Source organism: Rathayibacter sp. YIM 133350 (assembly GCF_037404875.1).
Taxonomy (GTDB): Bacteria; Actinomycetota; Actinomycetes; order Actinomycetales; family Microbacteriaceae; genus Orlajensenia.
Genome location: NZ_JBBELO010000033.1, coordinates 353,292 through 368,840 on the forward strand (window position 1 = coordinate 353,292; position 15,549 = coordinate 368,840).

The following is a 15,549-nucleotide window of genomic DNA, read 5'->3' on the forward strand; positions in this document are numbered from 1 at the left end:
CAGGACGGTCAGGCGACAGCGCGGTCAGGCGACAGGGCGCGCGTTCAGCAGGTGGGCTCGGTCGGGGTGCTCGTCGAACCACTGGGAGACGTACCAGCACATCGGCACGATGCGCCGGTTGGCCCCCGCCTCGATGTCATCGACGGCGTATCGCACGATCTCAGCCGCGTAGCCCTTTCCTCGCATCGAGGGGGTCGTGAAGGCGCGCGTCAGAGAGACGGCGTCGCCGAGGATGGAGTACTCGACCGTGGAGGCGAGTTGCCCGTTGACCCGCATCACGTAACGCCGGGCATCCGCCTCGTGCGTGAATTCGTGTGCCATGGGGTCAAGGTTACGCGTGCCGGGGCATTCATCGCGGGGTGCTCCCAGTGCATCACCGGCGACGATGTCGTGGCCGCACGCTAACGTTCGAGCATGAAGTACGGCTTCATCTTCACCGGCAGCGACCCGAACCTCGCGGTCGAACTGGCCGCACTGGCGGAATCCTCGGGCTGGGACGGGTTCTTCGTCTGGGAGGGCATCTGGGCGGTCGACCCGTGGTCCACGTTGGCCGCTGCCGCCGTCGTGACCGAGCGCATCCGCCTCGGAACGATGCTCACACCTGTTCCACGGCGTCGCCCGTGGGAGCTTGCGGGCCAGAGCATGACGGTCGACCGGCTCTCGGGAGGGCGCGTCATCCTCTCCGCCGGGCTCGGCGTCTCGGAGGCCGAGCCGAGGTTCTGGATCTTCGAAGACGATCCCGGTCGCAAGGTGCGCGCGGAGTTGCTCGACGAGAGCCTTGAGCTGATGCAGTGGCTCTGGCGAGCGGAGCCGTTCGAGTTCGACGGGCAGCACTACCGGGCGAAGCGCACCGATCAGATGCTTCCGCCGCCGAGCGTCCAGCAGCCGCGCATCCCGGTGTGGGTCGTCGGTGCGTGGCCACGGATGCGATCGATGCGCCGTGTCCTGGACTACGACGGGTGGATTCCCAACTACGCGCCCGTGGGCACGAGCCCCAGCGGTCCCGAGGAGCAGCAGCGTCTCTATACGCCGCAGGTGGCAGCGGATGCGATCCGCTGGATCGTGCAGGAGCGGGAGGCGCGCGGCGTGGGGGATGCGCCCTTCGACATCGTGCAGGAGGGCACGACGACGGGACGCGATGCCGGCGCTGACGCCGAGACCGTGCAGCCGTGGATCGCCGCGGGCGCCACCTGGTGGCTGGAGTCGAACTGGCAGGTGCCGGCCGACGAGATCGCGGGGTACGCGCGAGCCCGGGTGGCTGCGGGCCCGCCGCGCCCGGTCGGCTGAGACGCTGGAGGGTCCGGTCCCTGAGCTTGTCGAAGGGCCGGTCCCTGCGCTGGGTGCCGCGCTTCGACGGGCTCAGCGAGCGGTGGTTACGAGCGGCGGGGAAAGTCCGGTCCCTGAGCTTGTCGAAGGGCCGGTCCCTGCGCTGGGTGCGACGCTTCGACGGGCTCAGCGAGCGGTGGGAAGGTCCCGTGCCTGAGCGGTGGTTGAGCGATGCTGGAAAGTCCGGTCCCTGAGCTTGTCGAAGGGCCGGTCCCTGCGCTGGGTGCCACGCTTCGACGGGCTCAGCGAGCGGTGGTGACGAGCAGCGGATGAGTCCGGTCCCTGAGCTTGTCGAAGGGCCGGTCCCCGCGCTGCGTACGCCGCTTTGACGGGCTCAGCGCGCGGCTTCGCCAGCGGCTGCCGCTACATTGGTCGCATGAACGAGCCGCTCGATCTCGTCGTCGCACGACGCTCTGTGGTTCGTGCGGCCGCGCACTTCGAGAGCCGGCATCCGACCTGGCTCGTCTCGCATCCGCTCGCCGCCGGCTGGGTCTGGGCGGCCATCTGGGTGCCAGTGCTGCTCGCGGCCGACCACTTCGACTGGCACGCGGCCATCTGGGTGCTCGTCGTCGTGCTCATGGTCGCCCCCACCTTCACCGCGACCGTCGTGGTGCTCAGCCACACCCCGCACTCTTCGCTGAGGCGAGAGGAGTCCGTGCTCGGCCACTTCTTCAACCGCTTCGCCGGCTATGCCTTCGCGTTCGTGGTCTGGACGGCATCCGTCGTTCTGAGTGCCGCGATCGCGACCGACCTGCAGTCCGCCGGCCACGGCAACGAGCAGGACACGATCGGCGCGGGCATCTCGCTGCTCGTCGCCGCGGTTCCGGTCGTGGTCTCATTCCTGTGGCTGCTGCTCATCCTCCGCTACGTCTGGTTCCTCACCCGGCTGCGCGGTTGGAGGGCGCGGCCGGCCATGACGCGCCTGCCGAGCCGTTTTCTCGAGGATGCGCCGCGCACGCGCGCCATCATCCTCGGCCTCGCGCATCCGGGCCTGCTGCTGGCGACCGGAACGCTGTCGGTGCTGATCGCCGGGCTGCTCTACATCGACGACGTGACCATCAACCTCATCTGAACTTCACGCGGCCACCGCGAAGGGCTCGTAGCGGAATCCGTCGACGTCGATGATCGTGGCCGTTGACTCGGGAACCTCGAGGAAGGCACCGGGCAGGTCGTTCAGCGGTTCCGAGACGATGACCCGGTCGTGGTCGCTGAACAGGTGCAACTGTTCCGCATCCGGGTACAGCTGGCGCAGCGTGGGGATGTCGGCGGAGTGGAACAGGGTGCGCGAGCGGCCCTGGGTGGAGTAGCGCACGGTCCAGAGCGTGTGTCCATCGGAGACCGCCATTGTGCCCTGCATGGGAAACCGCACCCCGTGGCTGCGACCGGTGGCCTCGACCAGCCGCACCGCCTCACGCAGTCCGTTCAGTGGATCCTGCTGCAGGCCGAGGGTGAGCGCCAGGTAGAACATGACCTCGGAATCCGTGGTGCCGCTGATGAGCGGATACAACGCCGGGTCGACCGCGAGGGTGAGGTCTCGCTTGAGGATGGGCCAGCCGCTGATCGCGCCGTTGTGCATGAACATCCAGTTCTCGTAACGGAACGGATGGCAGTTGCTCTGCTGCACGGGCGGATGAGTCGCCGCCCGCACGTGCGCGAAGAAGAGCGGTGATTCGATGGCCGTCGTGAGCTCGCGCAGGTTCTCGTCGTTCCAGGCTGGCTCCGTGCTGTGGAAGAGCGAGGGCTTGCCGGAGGTGCGGTCGTCCCTCGGATACCAGCCGAAGCCGAATCCGTCGCCGTTCACGGTCTCGGCGCCGAGAGGCGAATTGCGGGACTGCGCGACGATCGAATGCGGAGAATCGAGCACCAGTATCGAGGGAAGAAGCGGATCACCGGCGTAAGCGAGCCAGCGGCACATGAGCGGTCTCCTTGCAGGTCGTCGTCGACGTGAAGACGTAGCGAAGCGCTGCGCTGATTGCGATGCTAGCCCTGTGTTGCCTCGTCTGCTCTGAGCGGAATCGGCTGACAGCGCGGTGCCCGGATGCCTAACGTGAGGCCATGAAGCAGCATGCGCCCGACGAACCACAGAAGCCCACAGCGCCGCCGGCCATCGAGCCGCTCTGGCGGGAGCTGCTCGGGGATCGCCTGCGAAGGCTCCGCGCCGAGCGCAGGGGAACCCTCACCGAGACCGCGGAGCGCGCGGGCATCTCGCCGCAGTACCTCTCCGAGATCGAGCGGGGTCGCAAGGAGCCCTCGAGCGAGATGATCGCGGCGGTGGCGGGAGCCCTCGACAGCTCGCTCGTCGACCTCACCCAGCAGGTCGCCGACGAACTGCGCCGACGCGAGCTGACGGCATCCGTTCACGCCGCCCTCAGCCGCAGCATGGTGGCGCTCGCCGCCTGACGGATGCGCGGGCCACCACCCGCGCACCCTCAGTTGCGTGCGGAGCGTCGAGGGCCTAGCACTCGATCGGCGAGCCCGTAGGCGACCGCCGCCTCGGGAGTGAACACGCGGTCGCGGTCGGTGTCTCGTCGCAGCGTCTCGACGGACTGGCCAGAGTGCTCCGAGAGGATGTTCTCGATCTCGGAACGCACCCGCACCACCTCGTCGGCCTGCAGGATGAGGTCGGGGATGGTGCCCTGACCCCGCGCGGCGGGCTGGTGCAGCACCACGCGGGTGTGCGGCAGCACCGCTCGGCGACCGGGAGCTCCGGCAGCCAGCAAGACGGCGCCGGCAGCGATAGCCTGCCCGACGCACGTGGTGGCCACCGGTGCCTGAACGTATTGCATCGCGTCGTAGACGGCCAGCATCGACGTCATGTCGCCCCCCTCGGAATTGATGTAGAGATTGATCTCGCGGTCGGGGCTCTCGGCCTCCAGGTGGAGCAGCTGCGCGATGAGCACGTTCGCGACGCCGGGATCGATCGCCGTACCGAGATAGACGATGCGCTCGGTGAGAAGGTGCGAGTAGACATCCATGATGCGCTCGCCGCGCGGATGCTGGGCGATCACGCTCGGGATGGTGTAGCTGCTCATGCGGGAACCCCCAAGCCGACCGGATGCCGGCGGGCGGGCATGACCTGGACGAACGAGTCGACGATGTGGTCGATGAAACCGTAGGTGCGAGCTTCGGCGGCGGTGTACCAGCGGTCGTGCAGCGAGTCCTCGAAGATGCGCTCGACCGGCTGCCCGGTGTCTGAGGCGATGAGGCCGAGAACCGTATCGCGCATGTGGCGCAGGTCGTCGGCCTGCACTTCGACCTCGACGGCTGAGCCGCCGATTCCGGCCGAGCCCTGGTGCATGAGGATGCGCGCGTGCGGCAGTGCGTAGCGTTTGCCGGGCTCTCCGGAGGAGAGCAGGAACTGGCCTGCGCTGCAGGCGATGCCGAGGGCCAGGGTCGAGACGTCGCACGGCACGAGTCGCATCACGTCGCGGATGGCGAGCATCGAATGCACGGAGCCGCCGGGGGAGTGGATCCACAGTGCGATGTCGGTGTGCTCGTCTTCCGCGGCGAGGGTGAGCAGCTGGGTGGCCAGCAGCGTGCCGTTGTCGTCGTCGAGGGCGCCGTCGAGCACGAGCACGCGCTGGTGGAGGAGTTGTTGCCGGGCCCGGGAATCGAACCGGGGTACCTGAGGGTCGTCGTCTGCCATGACGTCAGCCTGCGCCGCGGGCGGAACCGCCGCATCCGTTTCCGCCGACGGCAGCACCGCCCAGGGCAGCGCAACCGCCCCTCACTTTCGGTTATGCGGCGACGGGGTCGAATCGGGCGCGGCCGCCGAGTCGCCATTTCTGTTGCGGGTCCACGTGGGGTGGTGGCTGGAACCAGACGTGGGAGTTGATGATCTTGATGATCCAGCCGTCGTGGTGGATGCGGGCATGGCAGGGCGGGCATAACATCACCCCGTTGCTGAGGTCTGTGCGTCCGTGGTCGCGTTTGGACCAGAGGATGTGGTGGGCTTCGCAGTAGGCGACGTCGAGTCCGCAGGAGGCGCAGCCGCCGTCGCGTTCGGCCAGGGCGAGGCGTTGGGCGCGGCTGAAGAGGCGTTTATCGCGGCCGAGGTCCAGGGGGAGGCTTGCTCCGCCGAAGACGGCGGGGATGAGTTCGGCGGTGGCGGCCATGCGCCGGATGGTGCCGGCGGAGACCGGTTGGGGCAACCCGTCGATGGTGGCCACGCCGAGACCATCCACCAAAGTCTGCATCTCGACGCGGGCCACGATGCTCATGGCCGGCGCTTCGGGCATCCGCCGGCAGCCCAGAGCGTGCCGGGCGATCAGGGCCAGCGCATCGGCCTGCATCTGCGGAATCGTACGGCCGTCTCCCATCACGCCGGCGCCCTCCGCCACCCGGCCATCGGTGTCTTCGTTATGCCCGGAGGCGCAGGCGTCGCTGCCGGCTCTCATCCAGTGCGTGACGATGCCCTCGATGGCCGTCTTGATGACCGCCGCTGATTCGGCGTCGAGCACGGCGCGCAGGTGCGTCATGCCGTTGTGGTGGTGGCGTATCGTCAACGCCCGCCGCGCCTTGGCCTCGTGCTCCCGGAGCTCGACTCCGTCGGGGTCGAGCCGGGCCTCGGCCCGCTGAATCGCCTTCAGCAGCAGGTCGTACGGGAGCGTGGCGGCCAGTTTCGCGAGCACCTGCTCGCTCTTGTCCGCTCTGACCGGGTCCGCGCGCACACCCACCCGGTCGAGCATGGCCGCGATCGCCGAGGCGGCGTCGATGCTGATCGAACCGGATGCGACACCGTCGGCGACATGCGGGTGCCGCGCGGGCATCTGCTCACCACTGATCGCCTGCCGGGGAGCACACGCCTTACCCACGCCCACGACCTTGGCCGCCTCCGCTGCCCGGCCGCGCATCGAGGCGGCCACCAGCTGGGTCGCGTTGGGGAACCCGAGCCTCTTCGCCAGACCCTCCTTTCCCAGCTCGGGCGCCGACCGCTTGGCGATCTCGGCAGCGGACGCGCTGAGCACCGCGAGACCGCGACGCACGATGGCGGCGGCGGCGTCGTTGACCTGCACCAGGCCGGCATCGCTCATGCACTCCACCTGCTCCCCAGCACCCAATTGGGCGACGGCACCGAAAGCGGGCAGCGCACCCGACCAGATCGCGTCGAGCGTCGCGAGCTCCTCCGCGAGAGCATCCAGGGCCGGGTTCTGCATAACTCAACGATCCCACCGCCCACCGACACTGGAACGGCAAAGAAGCCACTTTGATCAGGCAATTTGTTATCCACAGGCACGTCCACCGCATCCACGCCTGTGGAGGAGAAGTACGCCGCACCAGTGCTGGCGGACGCGGTGGGCGTCAGTCGACGGTGAGCACGAGCTTGCCGCGCATGCGACCCGACTCGCCGGCTCGGTGGGCCTCCGCGATGTCGGCCAGTGGGTAGGTGTGCACCGGCGGCAGTTGGTAGCGGCCCGCCTCGATCAGCGCGCTCACCTGCTCGAGCGCGTAGGTGGCCCTGCCCGAGTCGCCTCGGCTGAAGCGCACGCCGTGCGTGCGTGAGCCGGTGAAGTCGGCGATGGTGAGAACGTGCTCGGCGGTGCCCGCAAGGTCGATGAGCTCATCCAGGATGCCGCTTCCGGCGACGTCGAGCGCGCGGTCCACGCCATGGGGCGCCAGGGCCAGCACGCGTTGCTTCAAGCCCGGCCCGTAGGCGATCGGCTCGGCGCCGAGAGTACGCAGCGCGTCGTGGTTGGCCGGGTTGGCCGTGCCGATCACCCGAGCTCCCCGAGACACGGCGAGCTGCACGGCAGCGCTTCCGACCGATCCGGAGGCGCCGCTGATCAGCAGCGTCGAGCCGGACTCGACGCCGAGCTGGTCGAGCGCGCGCGCAGCCGTCTCGACGGCCGACGGGAGAGCCGCGGCATCCGCGAAGTCGAGTGCAGGCGGGATCGGCACGAAGAACGACAGCACCGCTTTCTCCGCCTGCGCGGCGCCGTTGGAGTACCCGAACACGCAGGACCCCAGAGCGACCGCCGTCACCCCCTCGCCGAGCTCGTCGACGATGCCCGCGGCCTCGTAGCCCATCGTCTGCGGCAGCTCCTCATCCATCAGGCCCTGACGCTTCTTCCAGTCACTCGCGTTCACGCCCGCAGCGCGCACGGCGATGCGCACCTCGCCGGGGGCGGGATGAGGGTCGGGAAGATCGACGATCTCGAGAACCTCCGGACCGCCGAAGCGGCTGAAGCTGGCTGCCTTCATACGTGCTTCCCTTCTCTCAGGCGACGGTCAACGTCACCTCGTGCCATCCGGTCGCACCATCCGGAGCCGGGGGTGCGGTCGCGCCTGTCTGCGTGTAGCCCGACGCATCCGTCGCCCGCACGCGCAGCGTGTGCCGCCCTGCGCGCGCGTCCCACGGGTACACCCACTGCCGCCAGGTGTCGGCCGAGACCGAGTCGGCGAGCGTTGCTGCTTCCCAGGAGCCGTCGTCCACCTGCACCTCGACCTTCGCGATACCGGTGTGCTGCGCCCAAGCGACGCCGGCCACCGCGACCCGTCCGGGCCTCACCGATCCGCCCGAGCGCGGAGTGTCGATGCGCGACTCGGTCTTCACCGGGCCGCGGGCGGTCCATCCCTTGTCGGTCCAATAGCCCTGGTCGGCCGCGAAGGTGGTCACCTTCAGTTCGGTGACCCACTTCGTGGCTGAGACGTAGCCATAGAGACCGGGCACGACGAGTCGGGCCGGGAAGCCGTGTTCCAGAGGCAGCGGCTCGCCGTTCATGCCGATGGCGAGCAGCGCATCCGTGCCCTCGTCCTGCAGCACGTCGAGCGGCGTGCTGGCCGTGAAGCCGTCGCTGCTGCGGGAGAGCACCATGTCGGCACCGGCCTTCGGCCCTGCCCGCTTCAACAGCTCCCGCAGGGGGTAGCCGAGCCAGAGTGCATTGCCGATGAGGTCGCCGCCCACCTCGTTCGAGACGCACGCCAACGTGAGCATGTGCTCGGTCATCGGCAACTCGAGCAGTTCCTTCCAGCTGAGCTCGTACTCGTGGTCGACCATGCCGTACACCCGGAGCTTCCAGTCGGAGGGGTCGAGCGATGGGACGGCCAGGGCGGTGTCGATGCGGTAGAAATCGGCGTTCGGCGTGACATAGGGCGAGAGTCCCTCGATGCCGAGTTCCGCGCCGGCCGGTACCGCCGCGGCGGGCGTGGCGGGGCGGGGCAGTTTCAGGGCATCCCGCACCGAATTGACGGCGGTGCTCGCGCCGTTCACGAGGCGGGCGCCGGTGCCCGCGATCACCGCTGCCGCCGCCGAGACCGAAGCGAACACGAGGAACGAGCGCCGATCCACTCCGCGCGCATCCGGGGCCGGCCCATCCTGCCAGGCATGCAGCCGACGGATGCCGGTGCGCAGCGCCCACACGCCGACGCCCGCGCCGATCAGCGTCGGCAGGGGCGACAACGCGCCTGCGCCGGAACGCGTGAGCACCGCCACCATGGCGATTCCCGCGATGACGGCCAGTCCCACCGAGCCCCAGGGAGGCCGGCGGTATTCGAGAACTCCGATCAGCGCGGCGAGCAGCACGAGCAGAATGCCCAGGCAGATGAAGAGCACGATCTTGTCGGCGGTGCCGAACGCGGCGACCACCGCATCCTTCAGCCAGCCTGGAGTGAGGTCGATCACCCACGACCCCACCGCGAACAGCGGCGAGGTAGACGACCCGATGAAGAGGGCAGCGACCTCGCTCGCAGCCACCGTGAGCGCCGCCGCGAGAATGCCGCACAGCACCGCGAACCGGGTAGATCGTGCAGCAGACGACATTGCTACAAACTAGACCCGCTCGCTGTCGGATGTCTGAATCACGCTCGAGGAGCAGTGCTCGAGGGTGCCTTGCCCCCTCTCCGGCCACGTCCTACCCTGAAGCGAGGGGTGCGATATGAGTGACGGGATGACGGGAACCGGTACTGCTGCCGGAGCGCTCGCGCTCACGGGCGTCGCGACCGGCTGGTACTGGTTCCTCGTGGCGGCCGTGCTGGCCGCGATCGTCGGCATCATTCTCATCCGACTGAGCCGACGCCATTCCCTGGCTCACCAGCCGGTGATGAACCAGGGCTACGTGGGATTCGCCGACGAGAGCCGGCCGGTGTTCGGGGGGCCTGCTCCCGCCGAGGGCCCATTTGGCACTGGCACCGAAGACCACGGCAGAGCTTAGGCGCGATGCTGGCGGCGCGGCGGCTGCCCGGTCTGGCTTCCGCGGTCGGTGCGATCGCCGGTCTCGCTGTGTTCGCGTTCGCCGCTCGACATTTCGTCGTCGTGCTCGGGGGCCAGACGGGCCTCGCCACGGCCGTCTACCTCGGCTCATTGGTGCTGCTCCTCGTGCAGTTCGCCGCCGCGCAATTCTCCCGGCCCTTCACGGTGGACGCAGAGGAGCAAGCAGCGCTGGAGCGTCTCACGGTGGTCGTACTCGTGCCGTGTTACAACGAGGACCCCCAGGCGCTCCGGCTCTGCCTGGGATCGCTGCTCGAGCAGACGCGGCTTCCGCAGGCGATCGCCTTGACCGATGACGGAAGTACGACCTCCGACTACGCGACAGTGCGGGAATGGTTCGTGGCCGAGACGGCGGCCATGGGCGTTCGCGGGCACTGGCGACGTACCGAGAACGCCGGCAAACGTTCAGCGCAGGTGGTCGCAGCCCGCCTCGAGTCGACTGCTGACATCTATGTGACGGTCGATTCCGACAGCCGGCTCGACGCGCATGCCCTCGAAGAGGGCCTCAAGCCGTTCGCGGATCGGCGAGTGCAATCCGTGGCCGCCGTCATCCTGACCGCGAACTACGGCACCAACCTGCTCACGCGGATGATGGATCTCTTTTGCGTCAGCCTGCAACTCGGCGACCGGTCCGCATTGTCCACAGTGGGTTCCGTCATGGTCAACTCCGGCGGATGTGCGTTCTAACGCGGAAACCTGCTCCGCGCAAACGCGCAGACCTATCTGACGGAGACCCTCTTCGGCCGGCCGGTTCACATGTCCGACGACAGCATGCTCACACTGTTCGCACTACGCCAAGGCCTGGCTGTGCAGCAGCCGTCCGCGTTCGCATTCACTCTCATGCCCGAGCGGCTTCGACATCACGCCCGCCAGCAGTTGCGGTGGATGCGCGGATCGTTCATCCGTTCCTGGTGGCGGTTCCGCTACATCCCGCTCTCACACCCGGCCTACTGGTTGCACGCGGCCAAGTGGATCGCGTACGTCGCCGTCACCGTGGTGTTCGTGGCGTTGCTGTTCTCGGGTGCACTGTTGACTCCCGGTCTTCTGCTGTGGGCCTTGGGCGTCACGATCGGCATCCAGCTGGCGGTCACCTCTCGCTATCTCTCGATCGCCCGCAGCGACCAGAGCGTCGGGCAGCGCTGCCTGGTCTACCTCACGGCTCCCGCCATGGCCCTCTGGTCGTGGTTCGTGCTCCGCGCGTTGCGCTGGTACGCCATGGCGACCTATCGAGACGTCGGGTGGAAGACCCGTGACGACGTCGAAGTACGGGTGGATTGAGCGCTCGGCTCGACGTCGCGCGCGGCGGACGCGGGTGGTTCGCGGCATCCTTCTGCCTAGACTTGGCTGATCAGGCCTGCGCAGGGAGGGTTATCGATGCGCCCACTGACCGAAGACGAGATTCGCAGCTCGTTCGTCAACCAGACTCCGGAGGAGGCGCGGAGCATCGCGCTTCCGGTCGACTACCTTCTCACCGAGTGGGAACACATCGACTTCCTCGGCTGGCGCGATCCTCGGGCACCGCGCCGGGGCTATCTCGTGACCGAGAAGAACGGCCGACCGCTCGGTGTCGTGCTGCGTGCCGCGGAGTCGGTGATGCCGCACAACCGCAGCGCGTACTGCAGCCTGTGCCACACGCTCCAGCCCGCCGACCAGGTCTCGCTCTTCACGGCCCGGCGCACCGGTGAAGCCGGCGAGGCGGGCAACACCGTCGGCCAGTACATCTGCGCCGACCTGTCGTGCCCCGAGAACGTACGACTCGGCGCGCCCCTCGCGCCGCTGGAGGTGCCGGCATCCGGTTACGCGGATGCGCGGGTCAGCGGTCTCGCGGAGCGCGCCGGTCGTTTCGTCGAGAGCGTGCTGGCCTGACGCGATTCAGGCCGGCGACGCTAGATCTTGCTTGTGTTGCGTCGGATGAATCCCATGATCAGCGTGATCACGAACAGCACGATGCCGATGATGGCGAGCCAGAACAGGCCCTTGATGGCGAAGCCGAGAACGGCGAGAATCGCCCAGACGATGAGCAGGACGACGACGAGCGCGATCATGGTTGAGAATCACTCCTTCTGTTGACGGCTCAACGCTAGGACCTCGCTCACGTTCGCGCTCGGGCTTGACAAGCGGCGACAGGGGTGACAACGACGGTCTGTTGAACGCTAGTCCGCGGCGCTCGCGGGAGTGGCTGCCTCGACGGAACAATCCGGTCCGGGGTAGACGAGGCTCTCGTGCCCGTCTTCGAATCGCACGTAGTAGGGCGGAGCTCCGTCTTCGCCACGCACCTCGATGATCTCGCCGCGGCGGTCTGTCGAACCCACGACCCTTCCGCGGATGACGAGGTTCTGTCCGACCTGTGCCTGCATCAGCATCCCTCCTTCACTACGTGCTACCAGCGTACGCCGCACTGAGGAAGGCTCAAGATACCCGTCGAGGATCGACGGGCGACGATCGGCGGGCGATCGCCGGGACTCAGGCCGAGATGTCGATCCGTTCCAGCACGGGACGCTTGAAGCTGCGCCCGTCGCCCGACGAGCGCCCGGTGAGACGGCGCCCGATCCAGGGAAGCACGTACTCGCGGTAGTAGGCCGCAGTGTTACGGGCGCGAGCCCCCGGGGGCTGCGACGCGACTTCCTCGACGCCCCACTCCGGCGGCACCGGCAGCTCGAGCGCTCTGAGCACGTTGCTGGCCACCCGCGCGTGCCCGAGGGAATTCAGGTGTAGCTTGTCGGCCGACCAGTATCGGATGTCGCGCAAACCCTCGTCGCTGAAGTTGTCGACGAAGGTCACTCCCGGCAGCTCCGCGAGGTCGCTGAGGGCTGCCGTGAGCTCCTTGCCGCGCTTGTCGAACAGACGGCCCATGGGCAGGTGGTCGAGCGGGTTGGCGCCCGAGAGCATCAGTGCGTGAATGCCCGCGGCTCGGATGCCCTCGATGGCCTCGCGAAAGCGGGTCACGACCCGCTCGGTCGGCATCTTGGGCCGCAGGATGTCGTTGCCTCCACCGTTGAAGCTGATCAGCTCGGGCGCGAGGGCGATGGCCGGCTCGAGTTGCTCGTCCACGATCGGCCCGAGCTTGCGGCCACGGATCGCGAGGTTGGCGTAGGTCACCGGTTCGGGGGCAGCGGCCTGCGCGAGCCCGAGCGCGACGAAGTCGGCCCATCCGCGTACCGTGCCGTCGGGCTGCTCGTCGCCGACGCCCTCGGTGAAGGAGTCGCCGATGGCGACGTAGCTGGAGAACAGGGGCACCGCACGAGCCTACGCCCGTGATCAGGTGGCGCCGGCCTTCGGCGAGCGCAGCGGACGGCCAAGGAACCTCGGCGGACGATCGATGCGCTGGCGGATGCTCGTCCCTCCGCCAGCGCATTCGGACTCCGCCCGGTTGCCGGCGTTCCGTAGACTGAGGCGCGTGTCAGTGAACCCCGAGCTGCAGGGCCGCGCGTTCCCGCCGGCGCAGCCGTATCTCGTCGGACGCGAGAAAGTGCGCGAGTTCTCCCGCGCCGTCTTCGCCAGCAGCCCCATCAATCACGACGTCGAGGCGGCGAGGGCGGCCGGCCACGCCGACATCGTCGCGCCGCCGACCTTCGCGATCGTGCTGCAGGAGCACACGCTGGCCCAGCTTCTCGACGCAGCGGACAGTGGCATCGACTTCACCCGTGTCGTGCACGGCGACCAGCGCTTCAGCTACACCCGCCCCATCGTGGCGGGTGACGAGCTCACCGCCCAGCTCGCGGTCACGAGCGTCAAGTCGCTCGGCGGCCACGGCATGGTGACGGCCGAGTCGACGGTGACGGATGCCGCGGGCGAGCACGTCGTCACGGCCGTCTCGACGCTCGTGGTCCGAGGGGAGGACTGATGCCCAGCATCGACTCCCTGACGGTCGGCGAGGTCGTGGCCGAGGGCAGCTTCGCCCTCACCCGCGACACGCTCGTGCGCTACGCGGGCGCATCCGGCGACTTCAATCCCATCCACTACCGCGACGACGTCGCCTCGGCCGTGGGCCTGCCCGGCGTTCTGGCGCACGGCATGCTCACGATGGGCCTCGCCGTGCAACCGGTCGTCGACTGGATCGGCGATCCCGCACGGGTTCTCGACTACCAGGTGCGATTCACCCGACCGGTGATCGTTGACCCCGACACCGGCGCCGTCGTATCGGTGGTCGCGAAGGTCGGCGCTCTCGACGCCGAGGCCGACATCGCGCGTATCGACCTCACCGTCACCTTCCGTGGCGAGACGGTGCTCGGCAAGGCCCAGGTGAGAGTCGCGCTTGGCTGAGTCGGCATCCGTGGCGCTCAGCCGGCTCACGACCATGCGCGTGGGCGGGGTGCCCGAGCGCGTCATCACGGCGACCACGCAGCGCGATCTCGTCGACGCCGCCCTCTCGGTATGGGCCACTGGGGACGATTGGCTGGTGCTGGGCGGCGGATCGAACCTGCTCGTGGCCGATGAGCCCTTCGAGGGCACGGTCATCCGGGTCGCAACGGCAGGTATCGACGTGCTGCCGGATGCGCCGGACGGCTTCGTGCGGCTGCGGGTGCAGGCGGGCGAGAGCTGGGACGGGCTCGTGGCACGCGCGGTCGAGAACGGCTGGGCGGGCATCGAGGCACTCTCGGGCATCCCGGGCCTCGCCGGTGCGGCTCCCATGCAGAACATCGGCGCCTACGGCCAGGAGGTAGCGAGCGCGCTCGTCGCCATCGAGTTCCTCGACTACGAGACCGGCGAGGTTGAACGCGTTCCCGCAGCCGACCTGCAGCTGGGGTACCGCAGCTCCACGCTCAAGCACGGCCGTGCGGGCGTGGTGGTGTCGATCGAGGTGCAGCTGCGTGACACCTCCGGCGAGAAGCAGGTGCTCGGCGAGGCGCTCGGCGATCCCATCGAGTACGCCCAGCTCGCGACCGCATTGGGCGTCCAGCTCGGCGACCGTGTGCCGCTTCAGCAGGTGCGCGAGGCGGTGCTGCGTCTGCGTGCCTCCAAGGGCATGGTTCTCGACGCCGACGACCCCGACACCTGGAGTTGCGGGTCGTTCTTCACGAACCCGATCGTTCGCGAGAGCTTCGCGCGCTCGCTTCCTGCGGATGCACCGCGCTGGCCGCTCACTCCCGACGAGCCCGATGTCGTCGAGCCCTTGAACGCCGCACCCGTGGATGCGTGGACGGCGGCCCAGCAGTCCCTGTCGGCGCCGAACTCCGCCAGGGTGGCGCAGCCGCGCCTGGTCAAGCTCTCGGCCGCGTGGCTCATCGAGCGCGCCGGCATCCGTCGCGGCTTCAGCCTGCCCGGCTCCCGGGCGGCGATCTCGACCAAGCACACCCTCGCCATCACGAACCGGGGGGATGCGACGGCCGACGAGGTCGCCCAGCTCGCGCGTCTGGTGCAGGGGCGGGTGCAGGCCGAGTTCGGCGTGAACCTGCAGCCCGAGCCGGTTCTCGTCGGCATCGAGCTCTGAGGCATGCGCCGGGGGCTGCGCGGCGGAACCGAGGCAGAGGCGAGCCGGTGCGTCGACCTGTGGCTCGCCGCCCTGCTGGCACGAGACGGAGTGGAGCCCAGCGCGGCACAGAGTGCCCGCCTTCAGGAGAAGCTGGCGGCGCCTCGCGTGTCTCTCCTCATCGCTGAGGCGGCCGGTTCCCGGGTGCCGAATGGAATTTCCGATCCGCCGCTCAACGCCGATGGGGTGGATGACCTGCCTCTCGACGCCGGCTCGATCGACGGTTTCGCCCTGCTCGCTCCGGCCGGCAGTGGAATGGCGTCGGATCCGCCCGACGCCGCCTACCTCTCGCTGCTGGCTGTTCATCCGCGAGCGCAGGGGCGCGGCCTGGGGAACCTCCTGCTGAAGGAGATCACACGGGATGCCGCGGCCGCAGGATACGACCGGCTCGTGTTGCACGTTGTGGCCGACAATGCCCGTGCTCGGCGGTTGTATGACGCCGGCGGGTGGACGGTGCTCGGCGAGCCGTTCGCACATCCCATCACCGGGCGGGAGAGCGTGACCTACGTGCGCGACCTGGCCTGAGAGTGCCGGCGCGATGGCTTCA

At 68.7% G+C, this 15,549-nt stretch carries 21 protein-coding genes; 11 read left to right on the top strand and 10 right to left on the bottom strand.

All coding sequences use genetic code 11. The annotated features are described in order from the left end of the window. Positions 1 to 24: 24 nt before the first annotated feature. On the bottom strand, positions 25 to 321 hold the full coding sequence (locus WDJ51_RS12150; RefSeq protein ID WP_337852712.1) for a GNAT family N-acetyltransferase: 297 nt from the start codon (positions 319 to 321) through the stop codon (positions 25 to 27). 93 nt (positions 322 to 414) lie between these two features. Here WDJ51_RS12150 and WDJ51_RS12155 point away from each other — a divergent pair, with 93 nt between their 5' ends. After that, the gene (locus WDJ51_RS12155; protein WP_337852713.1) at positions 415 to 1,287 is read left to right on the top strand and encodes an LLM class flavin-dependent oxidoreductase; all 873 of its coding nucleotides are present in this window, start codon (positions 415 to 417) and stop codon (positions 1,285 to 1,287) included. A gap of 415 nt (positions 1,288 to 1,702) precedes the next feature. Next, complete coding sequence (locus WDJ51_RS12160) at positions 1,703 to 2,398, top strand: hypothetical protein (RefSeq protein WP_337852714.1); 696 nt, start codon at positions 1,703 to 1,705, stop codon at positions 2,396 to 2,398. A gap of 3 nt (positions 2,399 to 2,401) precedes the next feature. Here the strand turns inward: WDJ51_RS12160 and WDJ51_RS12165 are convergent, their stop codons facing one another. Next, complete coding sequence (locus WDJ51_RS12165) at positions 2,402 to 3,241, bottom strand: class II glutamine amidotransferase (RefSeq protein ID WP_337852715.1); 840 nt, start codon at positions 3,239 to 3,241, stop codon at positions 2,402 to 2,404. Between the two features lie 140 nt (positions 3,242 to 3,381). Between WDJ51_RS12165 and WDJ51_RS12170 the strand changes: the two genes are divergently transcribed. Beyond that, positions 3,382 to 3,726, top strand: a complete 345-nt coding sequence (locus WDJ51_RS12170) for a helix-turn-helix domain-containing protein (RefSeq protein ID WP_337852716.1) — start codon at positions 3,382 to 3,384, stop codon at positions 3,724 to 3,726. A gap of 29 nt (positions 3,727 to 3,755) precedes the next feature. Here WDJ51_RS12170 and WDJ51_RS12175 read toward each other — a convergent pair whose 3' ends face one another. From WDJ51_RS12175 to WDJ51_RS12195, 5 genes are all read right to left on the bottom strand, one after another. Then, on the bottom strand, positions 3,756 to 4,358 hold the full coding sequence (locus tag WDJ51_RS12175) for a ClpP family protease (protein ID WP_337852717.1): 603 nt from the start codon (positions 4,356 to 4,358) through the stop codon (positions 3,756 to 3,758). Then, the gene (locus WDJ51_RS12180; RefSeq protein ID WP_337852718.1) at positions 4,355 to 4,972 is read right to left on the bottom strand and encodes a ClpP family protease; all 618 of its coding nucleotides are present in this window, start codon (positions 4,970 to 4,972) and stop codon (positions 4,355 to 4,357) included. Before WDJ51_RS12180 ends, WDJ51_RS12175 begins: the two co-directional genes overlap by 4 nt. Positions 4,973 to 5,063: 91 nt before the next feature. Further along, positions 5,064 to 6,482 carry an HNH endonuclease signature motif containing protein gene (locus WDJ51_RS12185; RefSeq protein WP_337852719.1) on the bottom strand — a complete coding sequence of 473 codons (1,419 nt, stop codon included), beginning with the start codon at positions 6,480 to 6,482 and terminating at the stop codon, positions 5,064 to 5,066. Between the two features lie 145 nt (positions 6,483 to 6,627). Beyond that, entirely contained in the window at positions 6,628 to 7,527 is a 900-nt protein-coding gene (locus tag WDJ51_RS12190) for an NADP-dependent oxidoreductase (protein WP_337852720.1), read from the bottom strand. A gap of 16 nt (positions 7,528 to 7,543) precedes the next feature. Continuing rightward, positions 7,544 to 9,085: a molybdopterin-dependent oxidoreductase gene (locus tag WDJ51_RS12195; RefSeq protein ID WP_337852721.1), complete on the bottom strand. Its 1,542-nt coding sequence runs from the start codon at positions 9,083 to 9,085 to the stop codon at positions 7,544 to 7,546. Positions 9,086 to 9,200: 115 nt separating this feature from the next. On the opposite strand from WDJ51_RS12195, the gene WDJ51_RS12200 reads away from it, so the two are divergent. The 4 genes from WDJ51_RS12200 to WDJ51_RS12215 all read left to right on the top strand — a co-directional run bounded on the left by WDJ51_RS12200 (position 9,201) and on the right by WDJ51_RS12215 (position 11,398). After that, entirely contained in the window at positions 9,201 to 9,476 is a 276-nt protein-coding gene (locus tag WDJ51_RS12200; RefSeq protein ID WP_337852722.1) for a hypothetical protein, read from the top strand. 5 nt (positions 9,477 to 9,481) lie between these two features. Next, positions 9,482 to 10,219 carry a glycosyltransferase gene (locus tag WDJ51_RS12205; protein WP_337852723.1) on the top strand — a complete coding sequence of 246 codons (738 nt, stop codon included), beginning with the start codon at positions 9,482 to 9,484 and terminating at the stop codon, positions 10,217 to 10,219. Between the two features lie 153 nt (positions 10,220 to 10,372). Then, entirely contained in the window at positions 10,373 to 10,810 is a 438-nt protein-coding gene (locus tag WDJ51_RS12210; RefSeq protein ID WP_337852724.1) for a hypothetical protein, read from the top strand. Between the two features lie 96 nt (positions 10,811 to 10,906). After that, positions 10,907 to 11,398, top strand: a complete 492-nt coding sequence (locus WDJ51_RS12215) for an FBP domain-containing protein (protein WP_337852725.1) — start codon at positions 10,907 to 10,909, stop codon at positions 11,396 to 11,398. A 20-nt stretch (positions 11,399 to 11,418) separates the two neighbouring features. On the opposite strand, the gene WDJ51_RS12220 is transcribed toward WDJ51_RS12215, so the two are convergent. From WDJ51_RS12220 to WDJ51_RS12230, 3 genes are all read right to left on the bottom strand, one after another. After that, entirely contained in the window at positions 11,419 to 11,577 is a 159-nt protein-coding gene (locus WDJ51_RS12220; protein WP_337852726.1) for a hypothetical protein, read from the bottom strand. Positions 11,578 to 11,685: 108 nt separating this feature from the next. Continuing rightward, positions 11,686 to 11,889: a DUF1918 domain-containing protein gene (locus WDJ51_RS12225; protein ID WP_337852727.1), complete on the bottom strand. Its 204-nt coding sequence runs from the start codon at positions 11,887 to 11,889 to the stop codon at positions 11,686 to 11,688. A gap of 106 nt (positions 11,890 to 11,995) precedes the next feature. Continuing rightward, complete coding sequence (locus tag WDJ51_RS12230; protein WP_337852728.1) at positions 11,996 to 12,769, bottom strand: SGNH/GDSL hydrolase family protein; 774 nt, start codon at positions 12,767 to 12,769, stop codon at positions 11,996 to 11,998. 160 nt (positions 12,770 to 12,929) lie between these two features. Between WDJ51_RS12230 and WDJ51_RS12235 the strand changes: the two genes are divergently transcribed. The 4 genes from WDJ51_RS12235 (at position 12,930) to WDJ51_RS12250 (ending at position 15,527) form a co-directional block, all read left to right on the top strand. Next, positions 12,930 to 13,376 (top strand): FAS1-like dehydratase domain-containing protein, encoded by a 447-nt coding sequence (locus tag WDJ51_RS12235; protein WP_337852729.1) that lies wholly within the window; start codon positions 12,930 to 12,932, stop codon positions 13,374 to 13,376. Beyond that, a complete protein-coding gene (locus WDJ51_RS12240) occupies positions 13,376 to 13,795 on the top strand; it encodes a MaoC family dehydratase (RefSeq protein WP_337852730.1) in 420 nt (139 codons plus the stop codon). Before WDJ51_RS12235 ends, WDJ51_RS12240 begins: the two co-directional genes overlap by 1 nt. After that, positions 13,788 to 14,963 (top strand): UDP-N-acetylmuramate dehydrogenase, encoded by a 1,176-nt coding sequence (locus WDJ51_RS12245; RefSeq protein WP_337852731.1) that lies wholly within the window; start codon positions 13,788 to 13,790, stop codon positions 14,961 to 14,963. The genes WDJ51_RS12240 and WDJ51_RS12245 overlap by 8 nt, the downstream gene beginning before the upstream one ends. 147 nt (positions 14,964 to 15,110) lie before the next feature. Further along, positions 15,111 to 15,527 (top strand): GNAT family N-acetyltransferase, encoded by a 417-nt coding sequence (locus WDJ51_RS12250; protein WP_337852732.1) that lies wholly within the window; start codon positions 15,111 to 15,113, stop codon positions 15,525 to 15,527. The last annotated feature ends 22 nt before the right edge of the window (positions 15,528 to 15,549 follow it).